At 38.9% G+C, this 21,400-nt stretch carries 23 protein-coding genes and 1 pseudogene; 9 read left to right on the top strand and 15 right to left on the bottom strand.

Annotated elements, in window-relative coordinates; all coding sequences use genetic code 11:
• The first annotated feature begins 135 nt into the window (after nt 1–135).
• Nucleotides 136–1,236, top strand: a complete 1,101-nt coding sequence (locus ADICYQ_RS20655; protein ID WP_020889985.1) for a vWA domain-containing protein — start codon at nt 136–138, stop codon at nt 1,234–1,236.
• Between the two features lie 3 nt (nt 1,237–1,239).
• Nucleotides 1,240–2,766, top strand: coding sequence for a hypothetical protein (locus tag ADICYQ_RS20650; protein WP_020889984.1), 1,527 nt, complete (start codon nt 1,240–1,242; stop codon nt 2,764–2,766).
• A gap of 132 nt (nt 2,767–2,898) precedes the next feature.
• Here the strand turns inward: ADICYQ_RS20650 and ADICYQ_RS20645 are convergent, their stop codons facing one another.
• A complete protein-coding gene (locus ADICYQ_RS20645; protein WP_020889983.1) occupies nt 2,899–3,141 on the bottom strand; it encodes a YgaP family membrane protein in 243 nt (80 codons plus the stop codon).
• A gap of 160 nt (nt 3,142–3,301) precedes the next feature.
• Nucleotides 3,302–4,153, bottom strand: a complete 852-nt coding sequence (locus tag ADICYQ_RS20640; protein WP_020889982.1) for an alpha/beta fold hydrolase — start codon at nt 4,151–4,153, stop codon at nt 3,302–3,304.
• A 201-nt stretch (nt 4,154–4,354) separates the two neighbouring features.
• On the opposite strand from ADICYQ_RS20640, the gene ADICYQ_RS20635 reads away from it, so the two are divergent.
• The 4 genes from ADICYQ_RS20635 to ADICYQ_RS20620 all read left to right on the top strand — a co-directional run bounded on the left by ADICYQ_RS20635 (nt 4,355) and on the right by ADICYQ_RS20620 (nt 6,956).
• Nucleotides 4,355–4,882 carry a DinB family protein gene (locus ADICYQ_RS20635; RefSeq protein WP_161625621.1) on the top strand — a complete coding sequence of 176 codons (528 nt, stop codon included), beginning with the start codon at nt 4,355–4,357 and terminating at the stop codon, nt 4,880–4,882.
• Between the two features lie 77 nt (nt 4,883–4,959).
• Nucleotides 4,960–5,460: a rhodanese-like domain-containing protein gene (locus tag ADICYQ_RS20630; RefSeq protein WP_020889980.1), complete on the top strand. Its 501-nt coding sequence runs from the start codon at nt 4,960–4,962 to the stop codon at nt 5,458–5,460.
• 59 nt (nt 5,461–5,519) lie between these two features.
• Nucleotides 5,520–6,197: a haloacid dehalogenase type II gene (locus tag ADICYQ_RS20625; RefSeq protein WP_020889979.1), complete on the top strand. Its 678-nt coding sequence runs from the start codon at nt 5,520–5,522 to the stop codon at nt 6,195–6,197.
• Nucleotides 6,198–6,956, top strand: a complete 759-nt coding sequence (locus ADICYQ_RS20620; RefSeq protein ID WP_040417319.1) for a DUF547 domain-containing protein — start codon at nt 6,198–6,200, stop codon at nt 6,954–6,956.
• Nucleotides 6,957–7,256: 300 nt separating this feature from the next.
• Here ADICYQ_RS20620 and ADICYQ_RS20615 read toward each other — a convergent pair whose 3' ends face one another.
• From ADICYQ_RS20615 to ADICYQ_RS20570, 10 genes are all read right to left on the bottom strand, one after another.
• A complete protein-coding gene (locus ADICYQ_RS20615) occupies nt 7,257–7,772 on the bottom strand; it encodes a DinB family protein (RefSeq protein WP_020889977.1) in 516 nt (171 codons plus the stop codon).
• A 96-nt stretch (nt 7,773–7,868) separates the two neighbouring features.
• Nucleotides 7,869–8,903 (bottom strand): ATP-grasp domain-containing protein, encoded by a 1,035-nt coding sequence (locus ADICYQ_RS20610; RefSeq protein ID WP_051160308.1) that lies wholly within the window; start codon nt 8,901–8,903, stop codon nt 7,869–7,871.
• 5 nt (nt 8,904–8,908) lie between these two features.
• The gene (locus ADICYQ_RS26305) at nt 8,909–9,550 is read right to left on the bottom strand and encodes a BamA/TamA family outer membrane protein (RefSeq protein ID WP_020889975.1); all 642 of its coding nucleotides are present in this window, start codon (nt 9,548–9,550) and stop codon (nt 8,909–8,911) included.
• Nucleotides 9,551–9,569: 19 nt separating this feature from the next.
• On the bottom strand, nt 9,570–9,929 hold the full coding sequence (locus ADICYQ_RS20600; protein ID WP_020889974.1) for a hypothetical protein: 360 nt from the start codon (nt 9,927–9,929) through the stop codon (nt 9,570–9,572).
• A gap of 79 nt (nt 9,930–10,008) precedes the next feature.
• Nucleotides 10,009–10,548, bottom strand: a complete 540-nt coding sequence (locus tag ADICYQ_RS20595; protein WP_020889973.1) for a YceI family protein — start codon at nt 10,546–10,548, stop codon at nt 10,009–10,011.
• A 151-nt stretch (nt 10,549–10,699) separates the two neighbouring features.
• The gene (locus ADICYQ_RS20590) at nt 10,700–11,413 is read right to left on the bottom strand and encodes a hypothetical protein (RefSeq protein WP_051160306.1); all 714 of its coding nucleotides are present in this window, start codon (nt 11,411–11,413) and stop codon (nt 10,700–10,702) included.
• A gap of 206 nt (nt 11,414–11,619) precedes the next feature.
• The gene (locus ADICYQ_RS20585) at nt 11,620–12,360 is read right to left on the bottom strand and encodes a flavodoxin family protein (protein ID WP_020889971.1); all 741 of its coding nucleotides are present in this window, start codon (nt 12,358–12,360) and stop codon (nt 11,620–11,622) included.
• 144 nt (nt 12,361–12,504) lie between these two features.
• Nucleotides 12,505–12,768, bottom strand: a complete 264-nt coding sequence (locus ADICYQ_RS20580) for a hypothetical protein (RefSeq protein ID WP_152520507.1) — start codon at nt 12,766–12,768, stop codon at nt 12,505–12,507.
• A gap of 11 nt (nt 12,769–12,779) precedes the next feature.
• Nucleotides 12,780–13,367 carry a sigma-70 family RNA polymerase sigma factor gene (locus ADICYQ_RS20575; RefSeq protein ID WP_040417317.1) on the bottom strand — a complete coding sequence of 196 codons (588 nt, stop codon included), beginning with the start codon at nt 13,365–13,367 and terminating at the stop codon, nt 12,780–12,782.
• A 209-nt stretch (nt 13,368–13,576) separates the two neighbouring features.
• The gene (locus ADICYQ_RS20570; RefSeq protein ID WP_040417315.1) at nt 13,577–13,996 is read right to left on the bottom strand and encodes an META domain-containing protein; all 420 of its coding nucleotides are present in this window, start codon (nt 13,994–13,996) and stop codon (nt 13,577–13,579) included.
• Between the two features lie 497 nt (nt 13,997–14,493).
• Here ADICYQ_RS20570 and ADICYQ_RS20565 point away from each other — a divergent pair, with 497 nt between their 5' ends.
• On the top strand, nt 14,494–15,252 hold the full coding sequence (locus ADICYQ_RS20565; RefSeq protein WP_040417313.1) for an SDR family NAD(P)-dependent oxidoreductase: 759 nt from the start codon (nt 14,494–14,496) through the stop codon (nt 15,250–15,252).
• Here the strand turns inward: ADICYQ_RS20565 and ADICYQ_RS20560 are convergent.
• From ADICYQ_RS20560 to dxs, 3 genes are all read right to left on the bottom strand, one after another.
• A complete protein-coding gene (locus ADICYQ_RS20560) occupies nt 15,249–16,019 on the bottom strand; it encodes an alpha/beta fold hydrolase (RefSeq protein WP_020889966.1) in 771 nt (256 codons plus the stop codon). The two genes, ADICYQ_RS20565 and ADICYQ_RS20560, sit on opposite strands and share 4 nt — an antisense overlap.
• On the bottom strand, nt 16,012–17,166 hold the full coding sequence (locus ADICYQ_RS20555) for a glycoside hydrolase family 5 protein (RefSeq protein ID WP_020889965.1): 1,155 nt from the start codon (nt 17,164–17,166) through the stop codon (nt 16,012–16,014). The genes ADICYQ_RS20560 and ADICYQ_RS20555 overlap by 8 nt, the downstream gene beginning before the upstream one ends.
• Before the next feature lie 115 nt (nt 17,167–17,281).
• Nucleotides 17,282–19,207 (bottom strand): 1-deoxy-D-xylulose-5-phosphate synthase, encoded by a 1,926-nt coding sequence (dxs, locus tag ADICYQ_RS20550; RefSeq protein ID WP_020889964.1) that lies wholly within the window; start codon nt 19,205–19,207, stop codon nt 17,282–17,284.
• 183 nt (nt 19,208–19,390) lie between these two features.
• Between dxs and ADICYQ_RS20545 the strand changes: the two genes are divergently transcribed.
• Both ADICYQ_RS20545 and ADICYQ_RS20540 read left to right on the top strand, forming a co-directional pair.
• Nucleotides 19,391–20,146, top strand: a complete 756-nt coding sequence (locus tag ADICYQ_RS20545; RefSeq protein WP_040417311.1) for a segregation and condensation protein A — start codon at nt 19,391–19,393, stop codon at nt 20,144–20,146.
• Nucleotides 20,143–21,205, top strand: a pseudogene (locus ADICYQ_RS20540) (lysylphosphatidylglycerol synthase transmembrane domain-containing protein). Before ADICYQ_RS20545 ends, ADICYQ_RS20540 begins: the two are co-directional and overlap by 4 nt.
• Nucleotides 21,206–21,400: the final 195 nt, after the last annotated feature.

Genomic DNA, 21,400 nt, shown 5'->3' with positions numbered 1-21,400 from the left:
AAAACGATAATTATTTGCTGATTTTGATGTGATTCCACCATGATATAGGAAGGCCCTTGTTTATTTCAAGGTTAAATTCCCAAAAGGTATTCGGTCAAAATTAAACCTCATGACCATAATTCTTGTTACCCTACTATGAAAGGATTTAGATTCAGCAAATTTGTCCCCCAAAAGGACGAAGATAAAAATACTTTTGAGCAGCTTTTGGATATTTTTCTTCAGTTGGTCACCATGACGGGTGGGGATGCTGCTGAGGCACTTAGCTGGCTCACCGATTTGGACAAGCAATACAATATGACCAAGCCAGGCTATGGTATTGGTGACTTTATAGAGGACCTGAAGAGCAAGGGCTACCTGGATGAAAAACCGGGAAACGGAGGTTTCAAAATCACCGGAAAAGCGGAACAGTCCATTCGAAAAAGCGCTCTGGAGGAAATATTCGGAAAACTTAAGAGAGGAAAAGGTGGGCAACACAAGACCAACCATACAGGCCCCGGAGAAGAGAGAGGTACCGACCGCAGGCCCTTCGCTTTTGGCGACAACCTGGACCAGATAGCCCTTACTGATTCTTTGAGAAATGCACAGATCAACCATGGTTTTTCTGGTGACTTTCTTCTTACAGAAAGTGATCTGGAAGTAGTGGAGAGTGAAGCCAGTACGCAGACCTCCACTGTGTTGATGATAGACATTTCCCATAGTATGATCCTTTACGGGGAAGACCGCATTACTCCTGCCAAAAAAGTGGGCATGGCTTTGGCGGAATTGATCAAAACCAGATATCCAAAGGATACACTGGATATAATTGTATTTGGCAATGATGCCTGGCAAATTGAAATAAAAGACCTCCCTTACCTTCAGGTAGGCCCTTACCATACCAATACTGTAGCAGGTTTGGAACTGGCCATGGACTTGCTCCGAAGAAGAAAAAACCCCAACAAACAGATCTTTATGATCACTGATGGTAAACCTACCTGTTTGAAGGTGGGCATCAAATATTATAAAAACAGCTTTGGTATAGACAGCAAAATCCTCAAAGAAACGTTGAAACTCGCTGCACAGTGTAGAAAAATGAAGATCCCTGTAACCACCTTTATGATTGCCTCTGATCCCTACTTAAAGGAGTTTGTAAAGGAATTCACTACGGTGAATAACGGCAATGCCTATTATAGCAATCTGCAGGGGCTTGGACATTTGATTTTTGAAGATTACAGAAGAAATAGAACGAAACGTTTTTAAAACATGGAATACACAGAAATGAACAATAAAGATTTACTGAAAATAAAAACCCTGGGACAATTAAAAGCGGTTGGTTACAGTCCCAAATCAATCAAAGAAGAACTTAGAAGCAACCTTATTCAAAAAATCAAGAACAAAGAAAATGTTTTCGAAGGCGTTTGGGGTTATGAAGATACAGTAATACCTGATATTGAAAGGGCCATTCTTTCCAAGCACAATATCAACCTTTTGGGCCTACGGGGTCAGGCCAAAACAAGGATTGCCAGGATGATGACCATGCTATTGGATGATTATGTGCCTGTTGTGGTAGGAGCAGAATTGAATGATGATCCTATGAGTCCTATTTCTACTTTTGCCAAAGCCTTAATCGCTGAAAAAGGAGATGAAACCCCAATTTATTGGTGGGCAAAAGAAGACCGCTATACTGAAAAACTGGCAACACCAGACGTGTCGGTTGCAGATTTGATAGGTGATGTAGATCCCATCAAGGCTGCAACGATGAAGTTGTCATACAATGATGAAAAGGTCATTCACTTTGGCTTGGTGCCACGATCCAACCGCTCCATTTTTGTCATCAATGAATTACCAGATTTGCAGGCAAGGATTCAGGTGGCACTTTTTAATATCCTTCAAGAGGGTGATATACAGATCAGGGGTTTTAAATTAAGGCTTCCTTTGGACCTTCAATTTGTCTTTACTGCCAATCCTGAGGATTATACCAATAGAGGAAGCATTGTGACGCCTCTTAAAGACAGGATAGAAAGCCAGATCATTACCCATTATCCAAAAAGCATCGCAATAGGTAGAAAAATAACGGAACAGGAAGCCAAAATCAAGGACAGGCCTATGTCTCAGATTCATGTGCCTGAACTGATGAAGGATCTGATCGAACAAATAGCTGTAGAGGCCAGAGAAAGCGAATATGTGGATGAAAAGAGTGGCGTTTCTGCCAGGCTGACCATTTCTGCTTACGAAAACCTGATTTCTGCTGCTGAACGCAGGTTGTACATCAACAATGAAAACGACACCATTGTCCGAATCGTAGATCTTATTGGGGTAATTCCGGCAATCACGGGCAAGGTAGAACTCGTCTATGAAGGGGAACAAGAAGGCGCTGGAATTGTAGCTTATAACCTAATTGGAAAAGCCATTCGCACCATGTTTGCCCAAAACTTCCCTTCACCTGAACAGAAAAAGAAAGCCAAAGTAGGCAATCCTTATGTACTGCCATTGTCTTGGTTTGGTGAAGGCAATAGCCTGGATATACTCGCTTCCCAAAGCGATAAAGAATACAAAAAACTACTTCATGATGTTCCTGGTTTAGAAAAGATCACTACTCAATTTGTAAAAGAACTTCCTGAGAAGGAAAAAGAGTTTTACATGGAGTTTGCCCTGCATGGTTTGGCGGAACACAGTCAACTGAGCAAAAAGTTACTGGATACCGGCATGCAGTTCAATGACCTGTTCAGCAGCATGTTTGACCTGGGTGCACCCGGAGATGAAGAAGAGGATGATTTTGACGAGCAGTAAACTCAGATCATCTGAAAATACTCGGCTCTAGACTAGATTAATGCAAAAGACAGGAACAAATATTAATTGTTCCTGTCTTTTTGTCTTTTTATTGGCTAAACTTTAAGAAAGCAATATCATTTAGCCCCAAATCTATAACTTCCGGATCCTTCCTATGTTAAAAAGCTTATGCTTTTTTGTTTTACAGGTTTTCATACCAAACAATGTATAAAGCGGACAGAAACTTACCAGGCTTGTCAATAAAAATACAACTGCGAGAACGATTAGAACAATACCTACTGTTCCTGTCACAGTTCCTGAGAAATAAAGGTATAGTGCAACAATAGCAATTATCGTTCTTACTATTTTGTCGGCTGATCCCATGTTTTTTGTCATGATGCTTTTATTTTTATTGAAAAAGAAATGTGAAGAGCAAAGGAGCCTATTAAAGGCTCATGCATGCAATAAAAATAACCGTTATAATTCAGAATATAAGTGATTTATGTCACCTAAGACAAAATTACTTTAGCAAGGGTAACAACTTATTAATCAACAATCAACTTTGACGAATAAATTGTAAAATTTCTTTAATCATTAGCTCCTTTTCAGTGAAAGGCAGCAAGTGCCCTTCTCCAGTTATGGTTTTCGTTTTTAACCATTTTCCAGGAATTTTTTCCTCTGAAAATTCAATGTTTCCGTAAGGTACCAAACCATCTTTATCTCCATGAATATGGAGGATTGGAGAATTTATTTGGCCCCAGTCATTTACAAATGTTCTAAGTTCTTCTTCATGGGAATACTTTTCATCAGCAGCTACTCTCAGAGATTTGGAAACCATCCATCGGGTACTTTTATACAAGGCCAGTTTACCAAACCATAAGTATTTCTCTTGTTCAGGATCCAAGGCTGGAGCGATCATTATCGTGCCAGTCAGCCAATCCGGATCTTGAATGGCCGTATAGCCGGCGATGGTTCCACCATAGGAATGTCCTACGGTATAGACCTTTTGATTATTTTCCCGAACTTCTTTCATCAATGTATCTATGGCCTCAAATTGATCGGGAATGGGTTGGTAATTGCCATAGTCAGAATAGCCGTAACCTAGTCGGTCAATTATGAGAATCGAAAAGTCTTTCCGTAAAGTATCTTCCTGAATATAAGATAGAAAAGCAGAAGAGGAACCGGGAGCACCATGAATAAACAGCAGTATTGGTGCATCCTTGTCTTGATTCTCGTACCATAACCACCTTAGAGAATACTTCTCAAAATAATTGATATCAAAAGAAGCGTCCTCCTTTTCCATCAATTTATGGAGGCTTTTTTCACTGTCTCTGAAAGAAAAGCAGCCTGAAAAAAATGGAATTAATAAAAAAGACAATAGAAGAAACCTGATGGTATTTTGATGCATATAGGCGGGTTTAATAATGGAAACGAAAACCAGCTGCTACTAGTTTTCAATTTGAGGTAAATTACTGTGGCTTAAGGCAGTTTTACCTTTACTCCAACTATGCGACAGCTTTCCACTACCTAATGAAACCAGTTCAAAATCAGCCACTCAACCATTTCACTATTGGTTTTTACGGCTAAGATGTTTTTATTGCTCCCAATTATGAAAGCATTTATATATATTCAATTAGTTCTATTGGTTTTAGTCATGGGAAGTTCAGATTTAAAGGCACAAACATATTTTTTCGATCAATTCCCTGATGTTTGGAAACGTAGCATGAGTAATTCAAGGGAATTGGCTGAAGCCATGCCTGCCAACCTATATGATTACAAACCTACACCAGAAGCCATGTCCTTTGGGGATCAAATATTACATATCGCAAGTAATATCAGCTACCTTACTGCAACCATCAACGGAGAAAGAAAGTCTTTTTTTGAAAAGGAGGACAGTCAATCTTTGGATAAAGATTCGATCATTGAAATTTTGGACGCAGCCAATAACTATGTGCTTGAATTAATAAAAGAAACAGAGAAAAGCCAATTAGACGAAGAGATTGTCTTTGCTAACGAGAACATGACCAAGGAGAATATTTTTTATTTGCTCCGGGGACATCAAACACATCACCGTGGACAGTGTTTGGTCTACCTTCGGTTAAATGGCATAAAAGCACCTGGTTACGTAGGCTGGTAAATTGAAAAAAAGGCGTAATCGCTAAAGTTTATTTAGGGTTTTAGAAATTATTAGGGCAGAGATTTTGTTCTAATGCCATGAAAGCCCTATACATTCTTTCTTTTTGGCTAATTGCTTCTGCCTTTTCAGGACAGGAAACTTATGGACAAAGCCTACCGTATAAAGCTTTGCTAAATAGCACCTATGATAAGAATTTTGCTTTGGTCTACCCAGGTCAAAAAGATTTGATCAATGGTGCCGTTTTGTTGGATACCCGTGAGAAAAATGAATTCAATGTGAGTCATTTGAAAGGGGCCCAATGGGTAGGCTATGATAACTTTGACATGTCGACCGTAAAAGGAATCCCTAAAGACCAACCTATAGTAGTTTACTGCTCTATAGGCGCCAGAAGTCAGGAGATCGGCAAGAAATTAAAACAAAGTGGCTACAGTGAAGTTTATAATCTCTATGGTGGAATCTTCCATTGGGTGAACGAAAACAATCCTGTATTTCGCTTAGACAGCATACCAACCAACCAAGTACACACCTACAATAAAATGTGGGGAGTCTGGCTGAATAAAGGTGAAAAAGTGCATTAATTGTTCTTCTAATACCACCATTCCAGTCAATAAAGTCTCCTTTCTAAAATTTGAAAATTATGCCTTCCTCACCACAATTATTAATATTTGACGTAAATGAAACCCTTCTGGATACAAAATCAATCGCAACCGCCATTAATCAAGCTATCGGGGATCAAAATGCAGCAGACAAGTGGTTCCAATCCTTGTTGCATTATTCTTTGGTAGAAACGATTTCTGCTGGTACTGATGATTTTTCGTTAATCGCTGATGCTTGCTTGGAGATGACTGCAAATAGTTATGGCAAAGACCTTTCACCTGAAACAAGGAAAGCAATTTTAACCAAATTCAAGTCCCTGTCGCCACACCCAGATGTTGCAGAAGGGCTTCAGCGTTTAAAGAATGCCGGTTTTTTAATCGTTGCACTTAGCAATGGCACCTTGGAGGTAGTAAATGAGCAGTTGAATTCGGCTGGAATCAGTCAATTTTTCGAGCGGATATTCAGCATTCAAAGTGTAGGAAAATTTAAACCTCATCCTGACACTTACAAGCATGTACTGGATAGAATGGAAATATCTTCAGACAAGGCATTGATGGTGGCTGCCCATCCCTGGGATCTCATTGGAGCTTCTAAAGTAGGCTTGCAAACAGCTTTTATACAAAGACCTGGGAAAATTAATTTTTCCTTGTCCCCAAATAATAAATATGTCGCTGAGGACATCATCCAACTTTCAGCTCAACTAATACCACATATATAAATGACAAATCTATTATTTTACTTCAGTATTTTGTTGATAAACCTTTCATGCGGGAGTTCCAGCCTAGGTCAGGTAGGCACTACTCCACCTAGTCATTCTACCTTTGATACCCTGCTAAAAATGCATGTATCTGAGCAGGGAAAGGTAGACTATAAAGGGTTTATAGCAGACGTTGACAAACTAGACACCTATTTGGCATTGCTCAGCAATAACGCGCCAGATAGAAATGCCTGGTCTGAAGCCGAACAACTTGCGTATTGGATCAATGCTTACAATGCTTACACCATTAAATTGATCATCAATCATTATCCGGTTGAGAGTATTAGGGACATTGGTCCCAAATTAAGCATTCCCATTGTGAACACTGTCTGGCATTTGGAGTTTTTCGAAATTGGAGGAAAGCCTGCTAGCCTGGATGAAATAGAACACAAAATACTGAGGAAAGAATTTGATGAGCCAAGAATTCATTTTGCGATCAATTGTGCCTCAATCTCTTGTCCAAGATTGTGGAATCGGGCTTATACGGCTAAAAATTTGGACGCAGAATTGGAACAATCCGCTCGTTCATTTATCAATGATCCCAACTACAATGATTTAGCAAATAATCGTGCAGCAGTTTCTAGCTTATTTTCATGGTTCTCATCCGACTTTACAAAGAATGGAAGCTTAGTTGATTTTATAAATCAATATGCAACTAAACCTTTGAACAAGGATGCAGAAATTACCTACAAAGATTACAATTGGAATTTGAACGAATAAAGTCTCCTGGTAAAACCTGATTGAAATTGACTATTTATTCTGAATTCATAAACCTGAAAAAAATATAAGGCAACTAGATTGGGAGATTTTGCAATTCACTTTTCCATGAGTTATACCCCTTGGATTTTAAATCGTTGTTTCTAGAAAAAGTTAGATGGAATTATGAAATTTAGTACCTAGGGCTTGTTCCGACTCCATAAGGTACTGTTGCAATCGCAAGAAATCAGCATATTTGGATTTTAGCATAGCAAATAAGTGGCTGATTTTATAGCGATTTCATCGCGAAATGGCATTCCATATTTAGGAATTAATAGCCTTCGTTTGGCAAGCTTTTGTCGTAGATGGAGCAACTCCAAAATCTTCGTCTACAAGATGTCGTAGACCTTGGTCCGAAAGAGAAATTTTTATCAATGCCTGGTGATGAATGCTATGCTCCAGGCAATAAGCAAGTTCTCTCCTGTAAGATGATGGCATAATGCAGTCGTGATTGTCCTCAAGTGAAAAGTTAGCCACCAAAGTTGCCTTTCCTACGACTTTTTCTTCATTTAAAAAGGCTATCAATTTATCAATGGCAAGAATTGCATTTTTGGTTTCTTGTTCTATTGATCGATCTCGTTTTCTTTTGTCATAATTGATCTGAGTTAGCTTTAAATAAAAGGATTCGCTAAGGCAGGTATAAAACTCAATAATATGACGAATATGCTGGCCAATGGAAGCACCTGACAATAATTCAGATTTGTAATTGTATTGCTCCGTGGACAAGCTTTCCAAAAGTAAAGAAAGTTGATTTAGATTCTGTTTACATTCAGCTTGCATGATTCTTTTTTTGGGTGATTTATTACTTAATAATGCTTAAAGGAAAACTTCCATTACTACAAAAACAGACGTAGTACATCAACCGTCCTGACAATTTCAGATAATTTTTTTAATCTTTTTCCATTTTTTGTAATGGATCCAGGCTTCTTTTATTGAAACAGGTGACAAGGCTCGATGTTTATTTTCCCTGCTGATTTTAAAGATAATGCTCCAATGTTTCAAAAGCGTCACAATTCCATCAGTAAACTTTGCAGAAGGATCATAAATATGGGCCGGCTCTGCATTTACACCATTTATTTCTAAAATCTTTATTCCTTTTCCCTTGATAAATTCTTCCAATGAAGGTGCTTTTAGGTCCACACGCCCATAAAAAAAGGTGCCTAATTGCTGACTTATCCTGTCAAAGACTTGAATTAACTCAGCATTGGAAAGGTGTGTCCCATCCAGAAACTTTGTTCCTCTATTATGATTTCCGATGGGTTCAAGTAACTTTTCTTTACCGAAAGCCAATACTTCTTCTGGATTCAGCCGTCCATCTTTAAACAATTCAGTGCTAACAAGCCGCCCTCTTGGAATATCGTATACTAAGTCTTTGAGGTTAGTTTTTCCATCTCCAATTACCGTCAAAAAATCCTTTAAAACAATAGAAGGAATTACACCTGAACTTTGGCTAGGTAACCTATAATAGAATACCCCCGCTTCAAAGGCGCTTTGAATGAACTCTTGCAAAAGGACATCTGATTCACTTTCCTGTAGGTAATTGTCAAGTTGTTCAGTACTACTAATTACTTTGACTGCCGTACCACGTTCTCCCCTGTCAGGCTTTGCGATAATGGGATAGTTAATACCATGGAGTATTAATGCTTTACTCGCAAATTCAAGGGAAGAACCGGTTTTAAGAAAGATCGTTTTCGGTTTTAAAGCTTCTGGAAGCTTACTCAACTGACGGTATTTGCTACAATTGTAAAGCCCTCCCATTTCCATATCCGGATTGGCAAGGGTGAAAAAAAAGAAAGATCTCGCCCTTAAAGAAAGTAGAATATAATAAAATACAACAGGCAAATAGACCAACCAGGTTGGCCAATATTCCCAGTGGGTCAATTTGGTGAAGAAGTTACTCTTATAGCTCATGTTTTTCAAAATGCCTCAGCGAAATAAATATAGAAACCCCTGGAGTCAGGTGTAAAGCTGTAGTCCAACCTTACATTTGTTCTATCATTTTTGCTTATTCGAAACCTAAGGCCTCCACCAGCAGCAAGGTGTATTTGTTTGAATAAATCCTCTCTTAAAGTATTGTATACTCTTCCTGCGGAGCCGAAAACTGCAAAACCAAACCTTCCAATGACATGCTGTCGATATTCCGTTTGTAAAACAGCTAAATGACGATCCCTAAATCTACCTTGGTAATAGCCTCGATGAAAGAAGGGCCCACCCAAGGTAGGCAATACCCGAAAAGGTACTTCTCCATAAGACAGCTGCGTCAATAGCTGATTGGCCCAGGTGATTTTTTCAGAAATTGGCCAATAGTGCCTGAAATCAAGGCTTATCATGCCAAAATTAAAAGCTGATCCTGCGGTTTTGCCTAAAGCAAACAAAGGCGTTAATTCTATAAAACTTCCTGATGAAGGAGATAAAATATGATCTCGGCGGTCCAACATTAAAGAAGGGCCAAAACCTAAATAACTGTATCCACCTCTTCCGTTTTTTGCTACTATATCATCAAAAACGGTTTCAGTCTCGGAAAACTCAGGAATCAATCGTTGTCCTTGAAGCGCCAAGCCAAAATAGGTATTCCTTTTATTTTTTATAGCTTTTGCTCTTAATTGTTAGTGCCTTAAATTCATAAAGCGCCCTGGAGTCTTCTTTGGTGTCATTTCCCAACCCATAATAGTACTCCGGAAATTTGCGGTAATCAATGCTCCCATTCAGAAAGTATTGATCATCTGCGGTATATACCTGCCATGGAAGGGTGAACAAGTATTGCATGTTTTGTGTGAAAGTGATAAAGAGTCGCAAATTCGACTTTCTCAGACTGTTCCTGGCATAAAAGCTGTAAAAGGCAAAGCCCTCTACCGCTATCCTCGTTTCAGGCGTGAAATAAGCCAAAGGCAATGCTTTGAAAACGGTACTGTCTTCTTTGGCTTGCCTGGCTTCCACTTCTGAAAAGTTAGCGAATAAACACAAAGTAATTATACATGGTTTAATCCAGTTAGACACCTACTTTTCTATTTATCCTTTATTTCACTATTAAAAGATCCAAATAGACCTCATCTGACATAACCCAACTGCTTCCTCCAACTTCATAATCTCTCCTGTCGAGTTCTCCTTTGATTGTAAATTGTGTGGCTGAACCTGCCGGTGACAAGGCCACTTCTAAAGTAATAGGAAGGGTCTTGCCTTTTATAGTAAGGTTACCAAGTACTTTAAGCCCGCTATCACCTACAGCAGATACTTTTGTAGAGGTAAACTTAATGGTTGGATACTTATCTACATGGAAATATTCCTCTTGCTTCAAGTGACTGTCCCTTTTATTAATTCCTGTGTCAATGGAATTTGTTTGAATTTCAGCTGTAAAGCTACTTTTTTCAGGTTGGGATTTATCGTATTCCACCGTGGTTTTAAAGGACTTGAAGGTTCCCTCCACATTTAATCCCAGGTTTCTGATATTGAATTTAATATAGGACTCTTCTAACTTTTTCTCTGAGTTGGCAGCATTGTTTGCCATATCTGGAGACATTACCCAATAAAACAGTAGGACTAAAATGGAAGCTTTCATGATTTTTAAAGTTGTAACCCAGATTACGCAATAGGATTTCCCGATTCAATTGGGAAGTGTTGGAATCTCCAAACAGCAATGAAGTGACTGATTTCAGGGTGATTTCAGCAATCTATGTGATATCTATTGAATGGTTTGGGTTTGATGAAATTTACTTAAAAGGATTGTATGAAACAGCCACGAAAAACAACATGGCTTTATTTCTGAATCTGTCATTTTCATAGCTTAAGTTTTGTTCCGCTGTGTATTCCGAAAACGTCAAATCCGCCCCAGCCCTCAGCCATGTTTTGGGAGACACCGCATAAGCCACATAAAACTCTGATTTGAGTTGGCCAAGGTCATTGTCACCTCCCAACAGGGCATTAAATGAGGTTGGGCTAGCTGAAACGCTCTGAGGAAATTGTCCGGTATTTTCGGAGCTGATAAAAACGCCATTTTTTTCACCCCCAAAGCCAAGCCCAAAAGCATCAATATTAAATCCAGCCTTGAATTTTGGATGAAACTGGTATTGAATATTAATCATGGCGTTAAGGGCCATGGTATTGGCTTTACTCATAGAAAGCGTATCAATCGTCGCATCATCACCCGTCAGATCAGCTGGGGCAGTGATGTAATCGAGCTCTTTTCCACTAAATCCTGAAAAACGAATACCATAACCTAGTCTTAATTTTTTAGAAGAAAACAATCCATAGTTTTTATTCCATGAGAGGGAATAGCTTGTTTGACTGTTTTCTCCAAATCCCACAGCCACATCAAAATATTGATCTGTTTTAGGTAAAGGCGTTTGCTGAGCATGCACACAAGTGACTGCTAAAAAAAAGGTGGCAATAAATAGATAAAATTTAAGTAAATGTACATTTCCCATAATTATCGAAATTATTTAGCTTTATAAATAGTATGCTTGATATTTGAAAAAGGAGGTGGACAATATTAGGCGAATTAGCCATAGTCCTACCAAAGGTTTATAGCACCACTTCGGAAAAAGGGTTTGGAAATCCTTCCGTAAAATTATTGGCTTAATTATTTGACCAACCCTTTTTCCTTCCCTTAAATAGGGTGCATTTTGATAAACTACCTGTATTCAGGGTTGGGATGGTCTTTGGTTTCCCGGTTATCCCACTTGTCTCTTTGGTTGCCATAGGCAGGAATTCCATTCTTAAGCATATTGGCCATATGCATTAAATTCCAGGTCATGAAAGTCGTGTTACGATTAGTGAAGTCATTTTCTATCCCGCCAGAGTTTTTGTCTAAATAAGATGGACCTGGCCCTGCTTCACCTATCCATCCAGCGTCTGCCTGGGGAGGAATCACATAGCCAAGATGCTGAAGACTATATAAAAGGTTCATGGCGCAGTGTTTGATTCCATCTTCATTTCCAGTAATCAGACAACCTCCGGTTTTACCATAATAGGCATATTGTCCCTGCTTGTTCATTTCTCCTGAAAACCCATACAATCTTTCTATGACAAGAGTGGCTATGGAGGATTTTTCTCCCAACCAAATAGGGCTTCCTATTACCAAAATATCTGCAGCCATTACTTTTTCCTGTATGGCAGGCCAATCATCCCGATCCCAGCCATGTTCCGTCATGTCCGGATATACACCAAAAGCAATCTGATGATCAGCAGGGCGAATTATATCGGTAGAAATGCCATTTGCACGCATGATGGCATCACTCATTTTAATCAACCCTTCAGTGTGAGATAATTCGGGGGATTTTTTAAGGGTACAATTAAGAAAAACTGCCTTTAATGCTGAAAAATCATAAGGATTGTCTTTATTCAATCCCTTTTGAAAAGTACTTAATTCCATAACTAGGTCTGTTTGGTTATTAATTTGATTGTTATACAGTATTCAGAGAAAAAAAGAAATAGGAATTTCCCTTCTCATCAATTGAATTTCAGTGATATAACCAAATAGACGTGAATAAGTTAATGGCCTGACAAAAAAATCAAATTATTTGCGATTAATTTTTTGAAGTATGTCTGATTTGATTTTTGAAGGTAGCGTTTTGGAGAGCGCTCCATCCTTTACCCACTTCTCCAAGGCTTTATTCATGGTTTTACTTTGGCTCTCATAAGCATTGCAAACTTTGCATAGTTTTAAATGCATCTTAAGTCTTAGCTTTTGTGTAAAAGTCAGTGGACTGACCATTTGTTTTTCTATTAAGAAAGTGGCTTCCTTACATGAAAGAAGCATTTTACTCATTATTTTCTCCAACAACATCCCTATTAATTATTTTTTACAAACCAGTTAACTTCCAAACATTTCTTTAGAAGTAATTTGCCCCTGTGTAACACTTGCCAATAATTAGACTCCGTAATTTCTAGTTCCTGACAAATCTCGACGGATTCTTTTTGAAGTAGGTATTTTGAAAGAATTGCAAGGCGCCATTTGGTTGGGAGATCTTCAATACATATCTCCATAACGCTATTAAAAGCCGGGTCATCAAGCAAATGGCTTTCCTTTGTCCAGGCTTCTTCCAGTCCATTGGCCTTCCAGTTGTCTGCACCATTAAAAAATGAATCCGTAAACTGAGAAGCAGTATCATCTTGGTTTTTTTGGTTCTTGGATGACTTCCGGTAATGATCAATAATTTTATTGTTTAAAATTTTTAACAACCATGTTTTGGGACTACTTCTACCTTCAAATTTCTCATAATTTTTAACGGCCGCCATAAATACCTCCTGAACCAAGTCTTCGGCGGTTTCATTACTACTGGTTTTGTGATATGCCCAACTATAGAGGTAATCGCTGAATGAATGAACCCATTCACTGATAACTTTTTGTTTGGACAGAGAACTTGTCTTTTTTTTCATGGTGACAAATAAAATCAAGTATAAAGGTAAACACTACAATAGGCTTCCCACCAGCTAATGATTATTTTCTGCTACAATATCCCCCTTGGGGAAATGAATTAAGATAAACACTGCTTTGCTCAAATATTAGCACTGGTGACAAACAAGAGTTAAAAACATCTCGGTTTGCTTCGAAGGTGGAAAACAAAAGCTTATTATAATTGTATGCGCTATTTTTCAGGGATAAAACTCAATAGTTCGGTAGCACCATCCATTAAGGTCAATTTATCTTTAACAACCTTAAAATCCTTCACTTTGGAAAGTACTGCTAGAAATTCATTTTCTCCCGATCCGGGGCAGGCTTTTTTAGTTAAAGCACCCGGGTTTAAAGAAATATTCTTTCCTTCCAGATTAAAGTCTCCGGAAAAATTATTACAGCCGGTAAATCCGCTAAGTTTGCCGCCATCCATAAAACTTAGCAAGGGCAAAGCATCGGCAAATTTTCCGGCGTCTATTGCCTTACCCATCATTCCAGCTAGCTGCCACTTATTTCCAGTAAGTAAGCTTAGTGGGTTCATGCTATTGAGTGAACTACAAGAAGTAAAACAAAAGAGCAAGAAAAAGATAAAAATTAGTTTGGTCTGTTTCATAATATTTTGAGCTAATTGTTTTTCGATACCAATAATGCACCTAAAAGGTTACATTTTTTTAAATAAAATAACCGCTATCATCTATTTTTTAGCGCTAAATACACACACTCATAATATGACACGACTTATTCTGATCCCTATTCTAACTCCCTGAAGCCAATATTAGTTTTAAATGAGCTGGTGTCATAGGTGATAAACACGTATTTGTCTCTTAAGTTGCAGTTAGCTTTTCATTCCTAAATCTCAGGTTCTCATAGTCTGATATTATAGGGATTTCAATCCCAAGAAAGCCCATTTCCTGTCCAAAAGAGAGACAATTCCATAATATCCTGAAATATTTACCTTAGTAATTTAAATTTAATTGTTGTAAATACCACGATAGAATTAAAAAAGTGAACCCCTGCGCGATTAGATTTCTTTAAATTTAGCCACAACAATGTTCACTATTTATCAACACTTTCTTAATTTTAGGGGTGGAAAACCCAAAAATCATTTCAATGACTGAATCTAGATACAATAACAGAGTAGCAGTAATAACAGGAGCCGCAGACGGAATTGGCAAAGGCATCGCCAAAAAGCTAGCAGATGAAGGCGCAAGTGTTGCCCTTTGGGACTTCAACAAAGAAAAGTTGATGGCCTTAGAAAGTGAATGGCAAAAAGAAGGTCTTCCGGTTAAAGCTTTTGTTGTAGATATTTCAAATGAAGAAGCCGTAAAGAATGGCTATCAGGAGACTATAAGTCATTTCGGGAAACTGGACATCTTGGTCAACTCCGCTGGAATAGTGGGGCCCACGCAAATTAAAATTACGGATTATTCTACTGAGGACTTTGACAAAATTTACAATGTGAATTTAAGAGGTTCTTTCCTGACTGCTAAGTATGCCCTGAAGCATATGGAAAAAGCACAGTACGGTAGAATTCTCCTAATTGCTTCTATAGCTGGTAAAGAAGGGAACCCAAATATGGTAGGTTACTCCACCACCAAAGCAGGAGTAATTGGCTTGGTAAAAGCATTAGGTAAAGAATATGCTACATCTGGAATTACAGTAAATGGGCTCGCACCAGCAGTTATTCTCACTGCAATGAATAAAGATACTGACCCTGCGCAATTAGAGTACATGGCATCCAAAATCCCTATGCAACGGTTGGGTACTGTGGATGAGGCAGCCTCTATTGCAAGTTGGATTCTATCCGAGGAAGCAAGCTTTAATACAGGATTTATATTTGACTTATCCGGAGGAAGAGCTACCTATTAAGTAGGCAGGCTTTCCATAAAAGTACGGATCGCTTTTTGGGTATGTTGGGTTTGTTCAAACATCCCCATGTGCCCGCAATTTGTCAATTGATAAAATTGATCTACTGCATGCTTATGTTTGAGGCTATCTGCTATCGGTACAGCGGTATCCTCATTTCCACAAATCATCAAAGTAGGCTTTTGGAATTCCGAAAGCGTCTTCATGTGGTCCTTACGGTTCCGCATGGCATGTAGATAAGCAATGATACTTGCCAAAGGCAATTGGCTGGCATGATGAATCAGGGAGGCAATGTCCTCCTTGCATCTTTCCCTGTTTTCTCTCAGAAAAAGCAAAGGCAATGAAGATTGAATGAAGCTCTTTACGCCATGTTTATTAACAAATTCTACGGTTTTTTTCCTGCTCTTTTTCTTGTCCTCGCTGTCAGCAAAAGCAGTAGAATGAAACAATCCCAGACCACTCAAGTCAAGTCTTTGAAGTAGGGCCATTTCCAGAGCCAGGTATCCACCCAAAGAATGCCCTATTAATACCGCATCTCCGATATTATTGGCCAACATCCAATCGGCCAAAATTTCACCAATTTCTGCAATGGAAAATTGATCCTTAGCTGCTGGACTGTTTCCAAAACCCGGTAAATCCGGACACCAGATTTCACAAGTATCCAAAAGGGGAGCAGCAAATTCTCTCCACATTTCCTTTGTTTCGCAAAACCCAGGTAACAAAACCAGCGCTTTGCCGGATCCTTCTTTCCAAAATGATATATCAGGCATTTTTCATCAAAAGGTTTAATAGTTTTCTATCTAATTTCTCGCCATACCAATCTTCGTAGGCAATGTCTGTTCTTCCAGAGTTAAGCACACCGAAGGTGCCTGAAAACTCCCATAATCCAAACCCAATTTCATTGTCGTCCAATATCTCTAAAATGTCACCAAACCAGGCTAAAAAGACCTCATGGGGTGTTTTATTATAACAGCCCAATTCTCCGCAATGCACACCCACTCCTTGATCCAGTAGGGCAAGCCATGGCGCATAATGCTTTTCCAAATCTTCCTTTCCAAAGTAACGATCATTGTGTAGGCCTGGCCAGCTAGGTGTGGGCAAGCTTTCGGGGTCCTTGAAAGCCCATGAAGCTTTGTGATGGGAAATATGCATAGGGAAATAACCCCTGCAACTTTGATTTAAGTCCAGATCCGCAAATTCAGGTATGGCTATGCCTCCTCCACCATTTCCATCTGCAATGACCAGCCGCTTCTTGTTGATCCCTTTGATAGTTTTCAAGGCTGCTTCAGCGACTTTTCTGTATTCATTTATCGGTACTGGACCACCTGGGGAATGTTGGTCGTTAGGGTCCAACCTTTTATAGGGTTCATTTACCAAATCAAAGCTCAATTTTTTGGAAGAAATATTTTTATACCGCTTTGACCACATCTCCCAATGGGCGCAAAAAGCATCCAAGGCCTCTTCGTCCTCCCATAAATTGTAAGGTTCCTTAAATCCCGCATTGATGCAGAATCCTGGTGCCCGGTGTAAATTCAAACTGACGTGTAAATTTTGATTGTGGCTGTGATCGATTATTTGATCAATTTCATCAAGTATTTTATTGTCAAACTGCATCACCTCATCAGGCCGGATGGGTTTGCTGCGGTCAAAATCCAAATAACTTGGGTAGGAAATTGGGATTCGGACAAAATCAAAACCCCAATCCGACATGTATTTAAAGTACTCGGGTTTGGTTTTCCGGCCATTCTCTGGCACAGGGTTAAAAAAATCCAGTAAGTTAAACCCTCTCCATTTGGGAAGTTTGTTTTTTTTCTTTTTAGTAATAGTTGAGAAAGAAGTCTGATTCAATGACAATGCCACAGAGGCAGTTGTCGCCTTCTTCAAAAAATCTCTTCTGGGATTGAGTATTTGAGACATAATAGCAAAGGGTTAAATATTACCATTCGTGCTTATCAATTAAGATTACCCAATTTAAAAAAATAATTAAAGGAAACCGCTTGGATTTCCTTACCACAAAGTCTCCTAATATTATTTATACATTGATTTTATCAGAAACCTTAAGGTTCATCATGTCTTTTACGGTCTGTAAAATCCCTGACGCATCGAAACCACATTCGTGATGTAATTCTCCTTGTTCTCCATGTTCTACCACTTCATCAGGAATCCCTAGACGCTTCACTCTGGAATAGTAATCATGATCCATCATCCATTCAAGAACTGCACTTCCAAATCCCCCCATCAGGCAACCATCTTCAACAGTAATGACTTTGTCAAATTTACCAAAAACTTCATGGAGGAGAGATTCATCAAGCGGCTTGACAAATCGCATGTCATAATGGGCTACACTAAGACCAAGTTCTTTAAACTTCTTACTGTTTTCAAGCACATAATTACCAATATGCCCGATAGTTAAAATGGCAATGTCTTTACCTTCGGTAATTATTCTTCCTTGTCCCGTAGGTATTTTTCTAAATGGTTTTCTCCAGTCAGGCATTACACCTTGACCTCTTGGGTACCTGATCGCATAAGGCGCCTGGTGCTCAGCTCCTGAAAACATCAGGTTTCTCAACTCCTCTTCATTCATCGGAGCACTAACTACTAAGTTTGGTACACAGCGAAGAAAAGCCAAATCATACGCCCCATGGTGAGTTGGACCATCTGCACCGGCAAATCCAGCCCTGTCTAAACAAAGAACAACTGGTAGATCCTGCAGACATACATCATGAATCACCTGGTCATAAGCCCTCTGCATAAAGGTACTGTATATATTACAGAAGGGAACAAGTCCTTGAGTAGCCAAACCTGCCGAGAAAGTAACGGCATGTTGTTCTGCTATTCCAACGTCATAGGATCTTTCAGGGAATGCCTTCATCATGATGTTCATGGAGGATCCTGAAGGCATCGCAGGAGTAACCCCAACAATATTTTTATTTTTCTCGGCCAACTCCACAAGGGTATGACCAAAAACATCCTGATACTTGGGTGCTTGTGGGGTAGTAGGGATTTTTTTTGCTATTTCCCCAGTAATTTTATCAAATTTACCTGGCGCATGCCATTTAGTTTGGTCTTTTTCTGCTGGAGCAAACCCTTTCCCTTTTACGGTTATGCAGTGAAGGATTTTTGGTCCAGGAATATCTTTAAGGTCATTAAGCACCTCTACAAGGTGATTCACATCATGGCCGTCTACAGGACCAAAATAGCGTAAATTTAAAGATTCAAACAGGTTGCTTTGTTTCAGCATGGCCGATTTAATCGCTCCTTCTACTTTAGAAACGACATCCTGAGCACTAAAACCAAATTTGCTAATTTTACCAAGAAGGTTCCATACTTCATCTTTAACCTTATTATAGGTGTGTGAAGTAGTGATATCGGTAAGGTAATCTTTAAGGGCGCCTACATTCGGGTCTATTGACATGCAGTTGTCATTGAGAATGATCAGCAAATTGCAATCTGAAACCCCTGCATGGTTCATTGCCTCAAAGGCCATACCACCAGTCATAGCACCATCACCTATTACAGCTACATGTTGCCGATGGGTTTCTCCTTTATATTTAGAAGCCATTGCCATTCCTAGTGCTGCAGAAATAGAAGTACTGGAATGTCCAACACCAAAAGCGTCAAATGGACTTTCTTTTCTTTTTGGAAATCCTGACAGACCTTTGTATAATCTGTTGGTATGGAAATCATTTCTACGTCCAGTAAGTATTTTATGGCCATAGGCTTGATGCCCCACATCCCAAATCAATTGATCGTCAGGAGTATTAAGAACATAATGCAAAGCAACTGTCAATTCCACTACTCCTAAGCCAGCTCCAAAATGCCCTCCATAAACGGAGACATGGTCAATTATAAACTGTCTGAGTTCATCACAGATTTGAACCAATTGGTCTTTACTGAGGTTTTTAAGCTCCTCCGGATGATGGATTCCTCGAAGTAATTCTCCAGGTTCTATTTGCATATGCTAATCTTCTATGTAAAAATCTATAACCTATTGATAGGTTATAATGTTTAATATTACCAATAATTATTCAGGCCTCCATGGCTTTATGTAAATTATTGACATGCCTATTGATTTAACCAGATATGTGATATCTTTGAACACAATAAGAAATACAAAAATAACAAAAAATAATCTTATCCAGTGAGTTTCGAAATCAAATTACCTTTATTTGAAGGGCCATTTGACCTTATGCTGTTTTTCATAGAACGTGATGAACTGGATATTTATGATATACCTATTTCTAAAATTACCCATGACTTCCTGGATTACATCCACCATTTAGAAAAAATGGAAATAGAAGTGGCAAGTGAATTCATTCTCTTTGCTGCTACCCTTATGAAAGTCAAGTCAAAAATGCTGCTCCCAAGACCTGAATTCAATGAAGATGGTGAAGAGGTGGATCCACGCGAAGACCTCATCAGGCATTTGCTGGAGTATAAAAAATACAAATCTGTAGTAGGGGAACTCTCCAATATGGAGGGCGATAGAATGTCCAGGTTTGCCAGAGGTAATGTTGCACAAGAGCTTAGGCAGATCAATCAAATTGACAAGGTAGATGCCGAACTTCAGGATCTTGATCTTTATAGACTGCTGAAGGTATATCAAAGAGTATTGACTAAATTTGCACATTATAAGGATGACACAAAACACACCGTCATCCAATACCCATATTCAATAGAACAACAAAAAACGTTGGTTTTAGACCGTCTGGACGAAAATCCCAGAATCCCATTCTCTGACTTTATTGTCATCAACCCCGATAAAATTTTTATCATTTATACTTTTTTGGCCATTTTGGAGCTACTTCAGCTTGCCATGGTGACCATAAAAATCGGAGAAGGTTTTAATAACTTTTGGGTAGAACGATTAGAAGCTATACCTGTAGAAAACTTATGAAATTAGACAATAGGGAAATTTTTAAAACTTTAAATCCAAATAAAGTTTGGGTTCCTGTATTGATAGGGATCGGAATAGTATTTGCGATGTTTTACATGGACCCAACGGTAAATGCACAAACACTTAATGGAGTTTTTTGATGCTTCTATTTGGTCCATTTTAATTGCACTGGTTTTTATATTTCTAAGAGATGCAGGTTATGTTTTTCGAATCCGGGAAATAACGAATCACCACCTAACCTGGACAAGAGCGATCTATGTCATCATATTGTGGGAATTTGCCTCTGCTGTCACTCCTTCTATTGTAGGAGGCACTGCGGTAGCTGTATTTATATTGAACAAAGAAGGGATCCCATTGGGCAAAGCCCTGGCATTTACCATGTTGACAGCCATCATGGACAATTTGTTCTTTGTTTTAGGTGCTCCTGTTATATTGTACCTTGCTCAAGGATATATTTTCCCTGAAAGCAGGGTGCTTGAAGTCAGATTAGGGTCTAGTCTCGAATACCTCTTTTGGGGCAGCTATTCCTTGTATACTTTGTATTCAGTACTTATGGCCTTGGCCTTGTTTTACCGTCCCAGGGTATTTAAGTGGATAATGCTTAAGTTATTCTCTATAAAATGGTTGAGAAAATGGAAATACCAGGCCAATAATTATGGTGACCAAATTATAGAAGCCAGCAAGGAACTTAAAGGCAAAAATGCCCGGTACTGGTTTGTTATTATTCTTACCACTATTTTCATTTGGTCCTCAAGGTACCTAATGCTCAATGCCCTGATTTCGGCTTATGAGACACTTTCGGTATTTGAGCATGTGGTGGTCTTTGCAAGACAGATTATCATGTGGATTGTAATGATGATCAGCCCTACTCCTGGTAGCAGCGGAACAGCTGAGTTCTTCTTTACTCAGTTTTTCAATGAGTTTCTTACAGGCTACACCTTCGTCACAAGCATTCTATGGAGGATGTTCTCTTATTATCCTTATCTACTTCTTGGGGCAATATTCCTACCAAGATGGGTTAAGCATGTGTTCTTTAAAAAGGGTAAAGAAATGAAGTAATACTAATAGGTATGGTGGATAAAAGGGGGCAGAAGTGTTTGCTCTCCGACTCGCCCTATTCTTCGGAGCCTGGTCTGTACAAGCCCGTACCTGTAGCTGGCTTAATTCTTAGTAAAAGTCTAAATCAGGCGGTTCCTACCTTAACTAATGATACATCTTGAGAAAAATTGTATGCCCCAGCCTGCCTAATTGAAA

Origin of the sequence: Cyclobacterium qasimii M12-11B, from assembly GCF_000427295.1 — a bacterium.
GTDB classification, from domain to species: Bacteria; Bacteroidota; Bacteroidia; order Cytophagales; family Cyclobacteriaceae; genus Cyclobacterium; species Cyclobacterium qasimii.
This window is presented reverse-complemented; position numbering and strand designations above follow the sequence as displayed.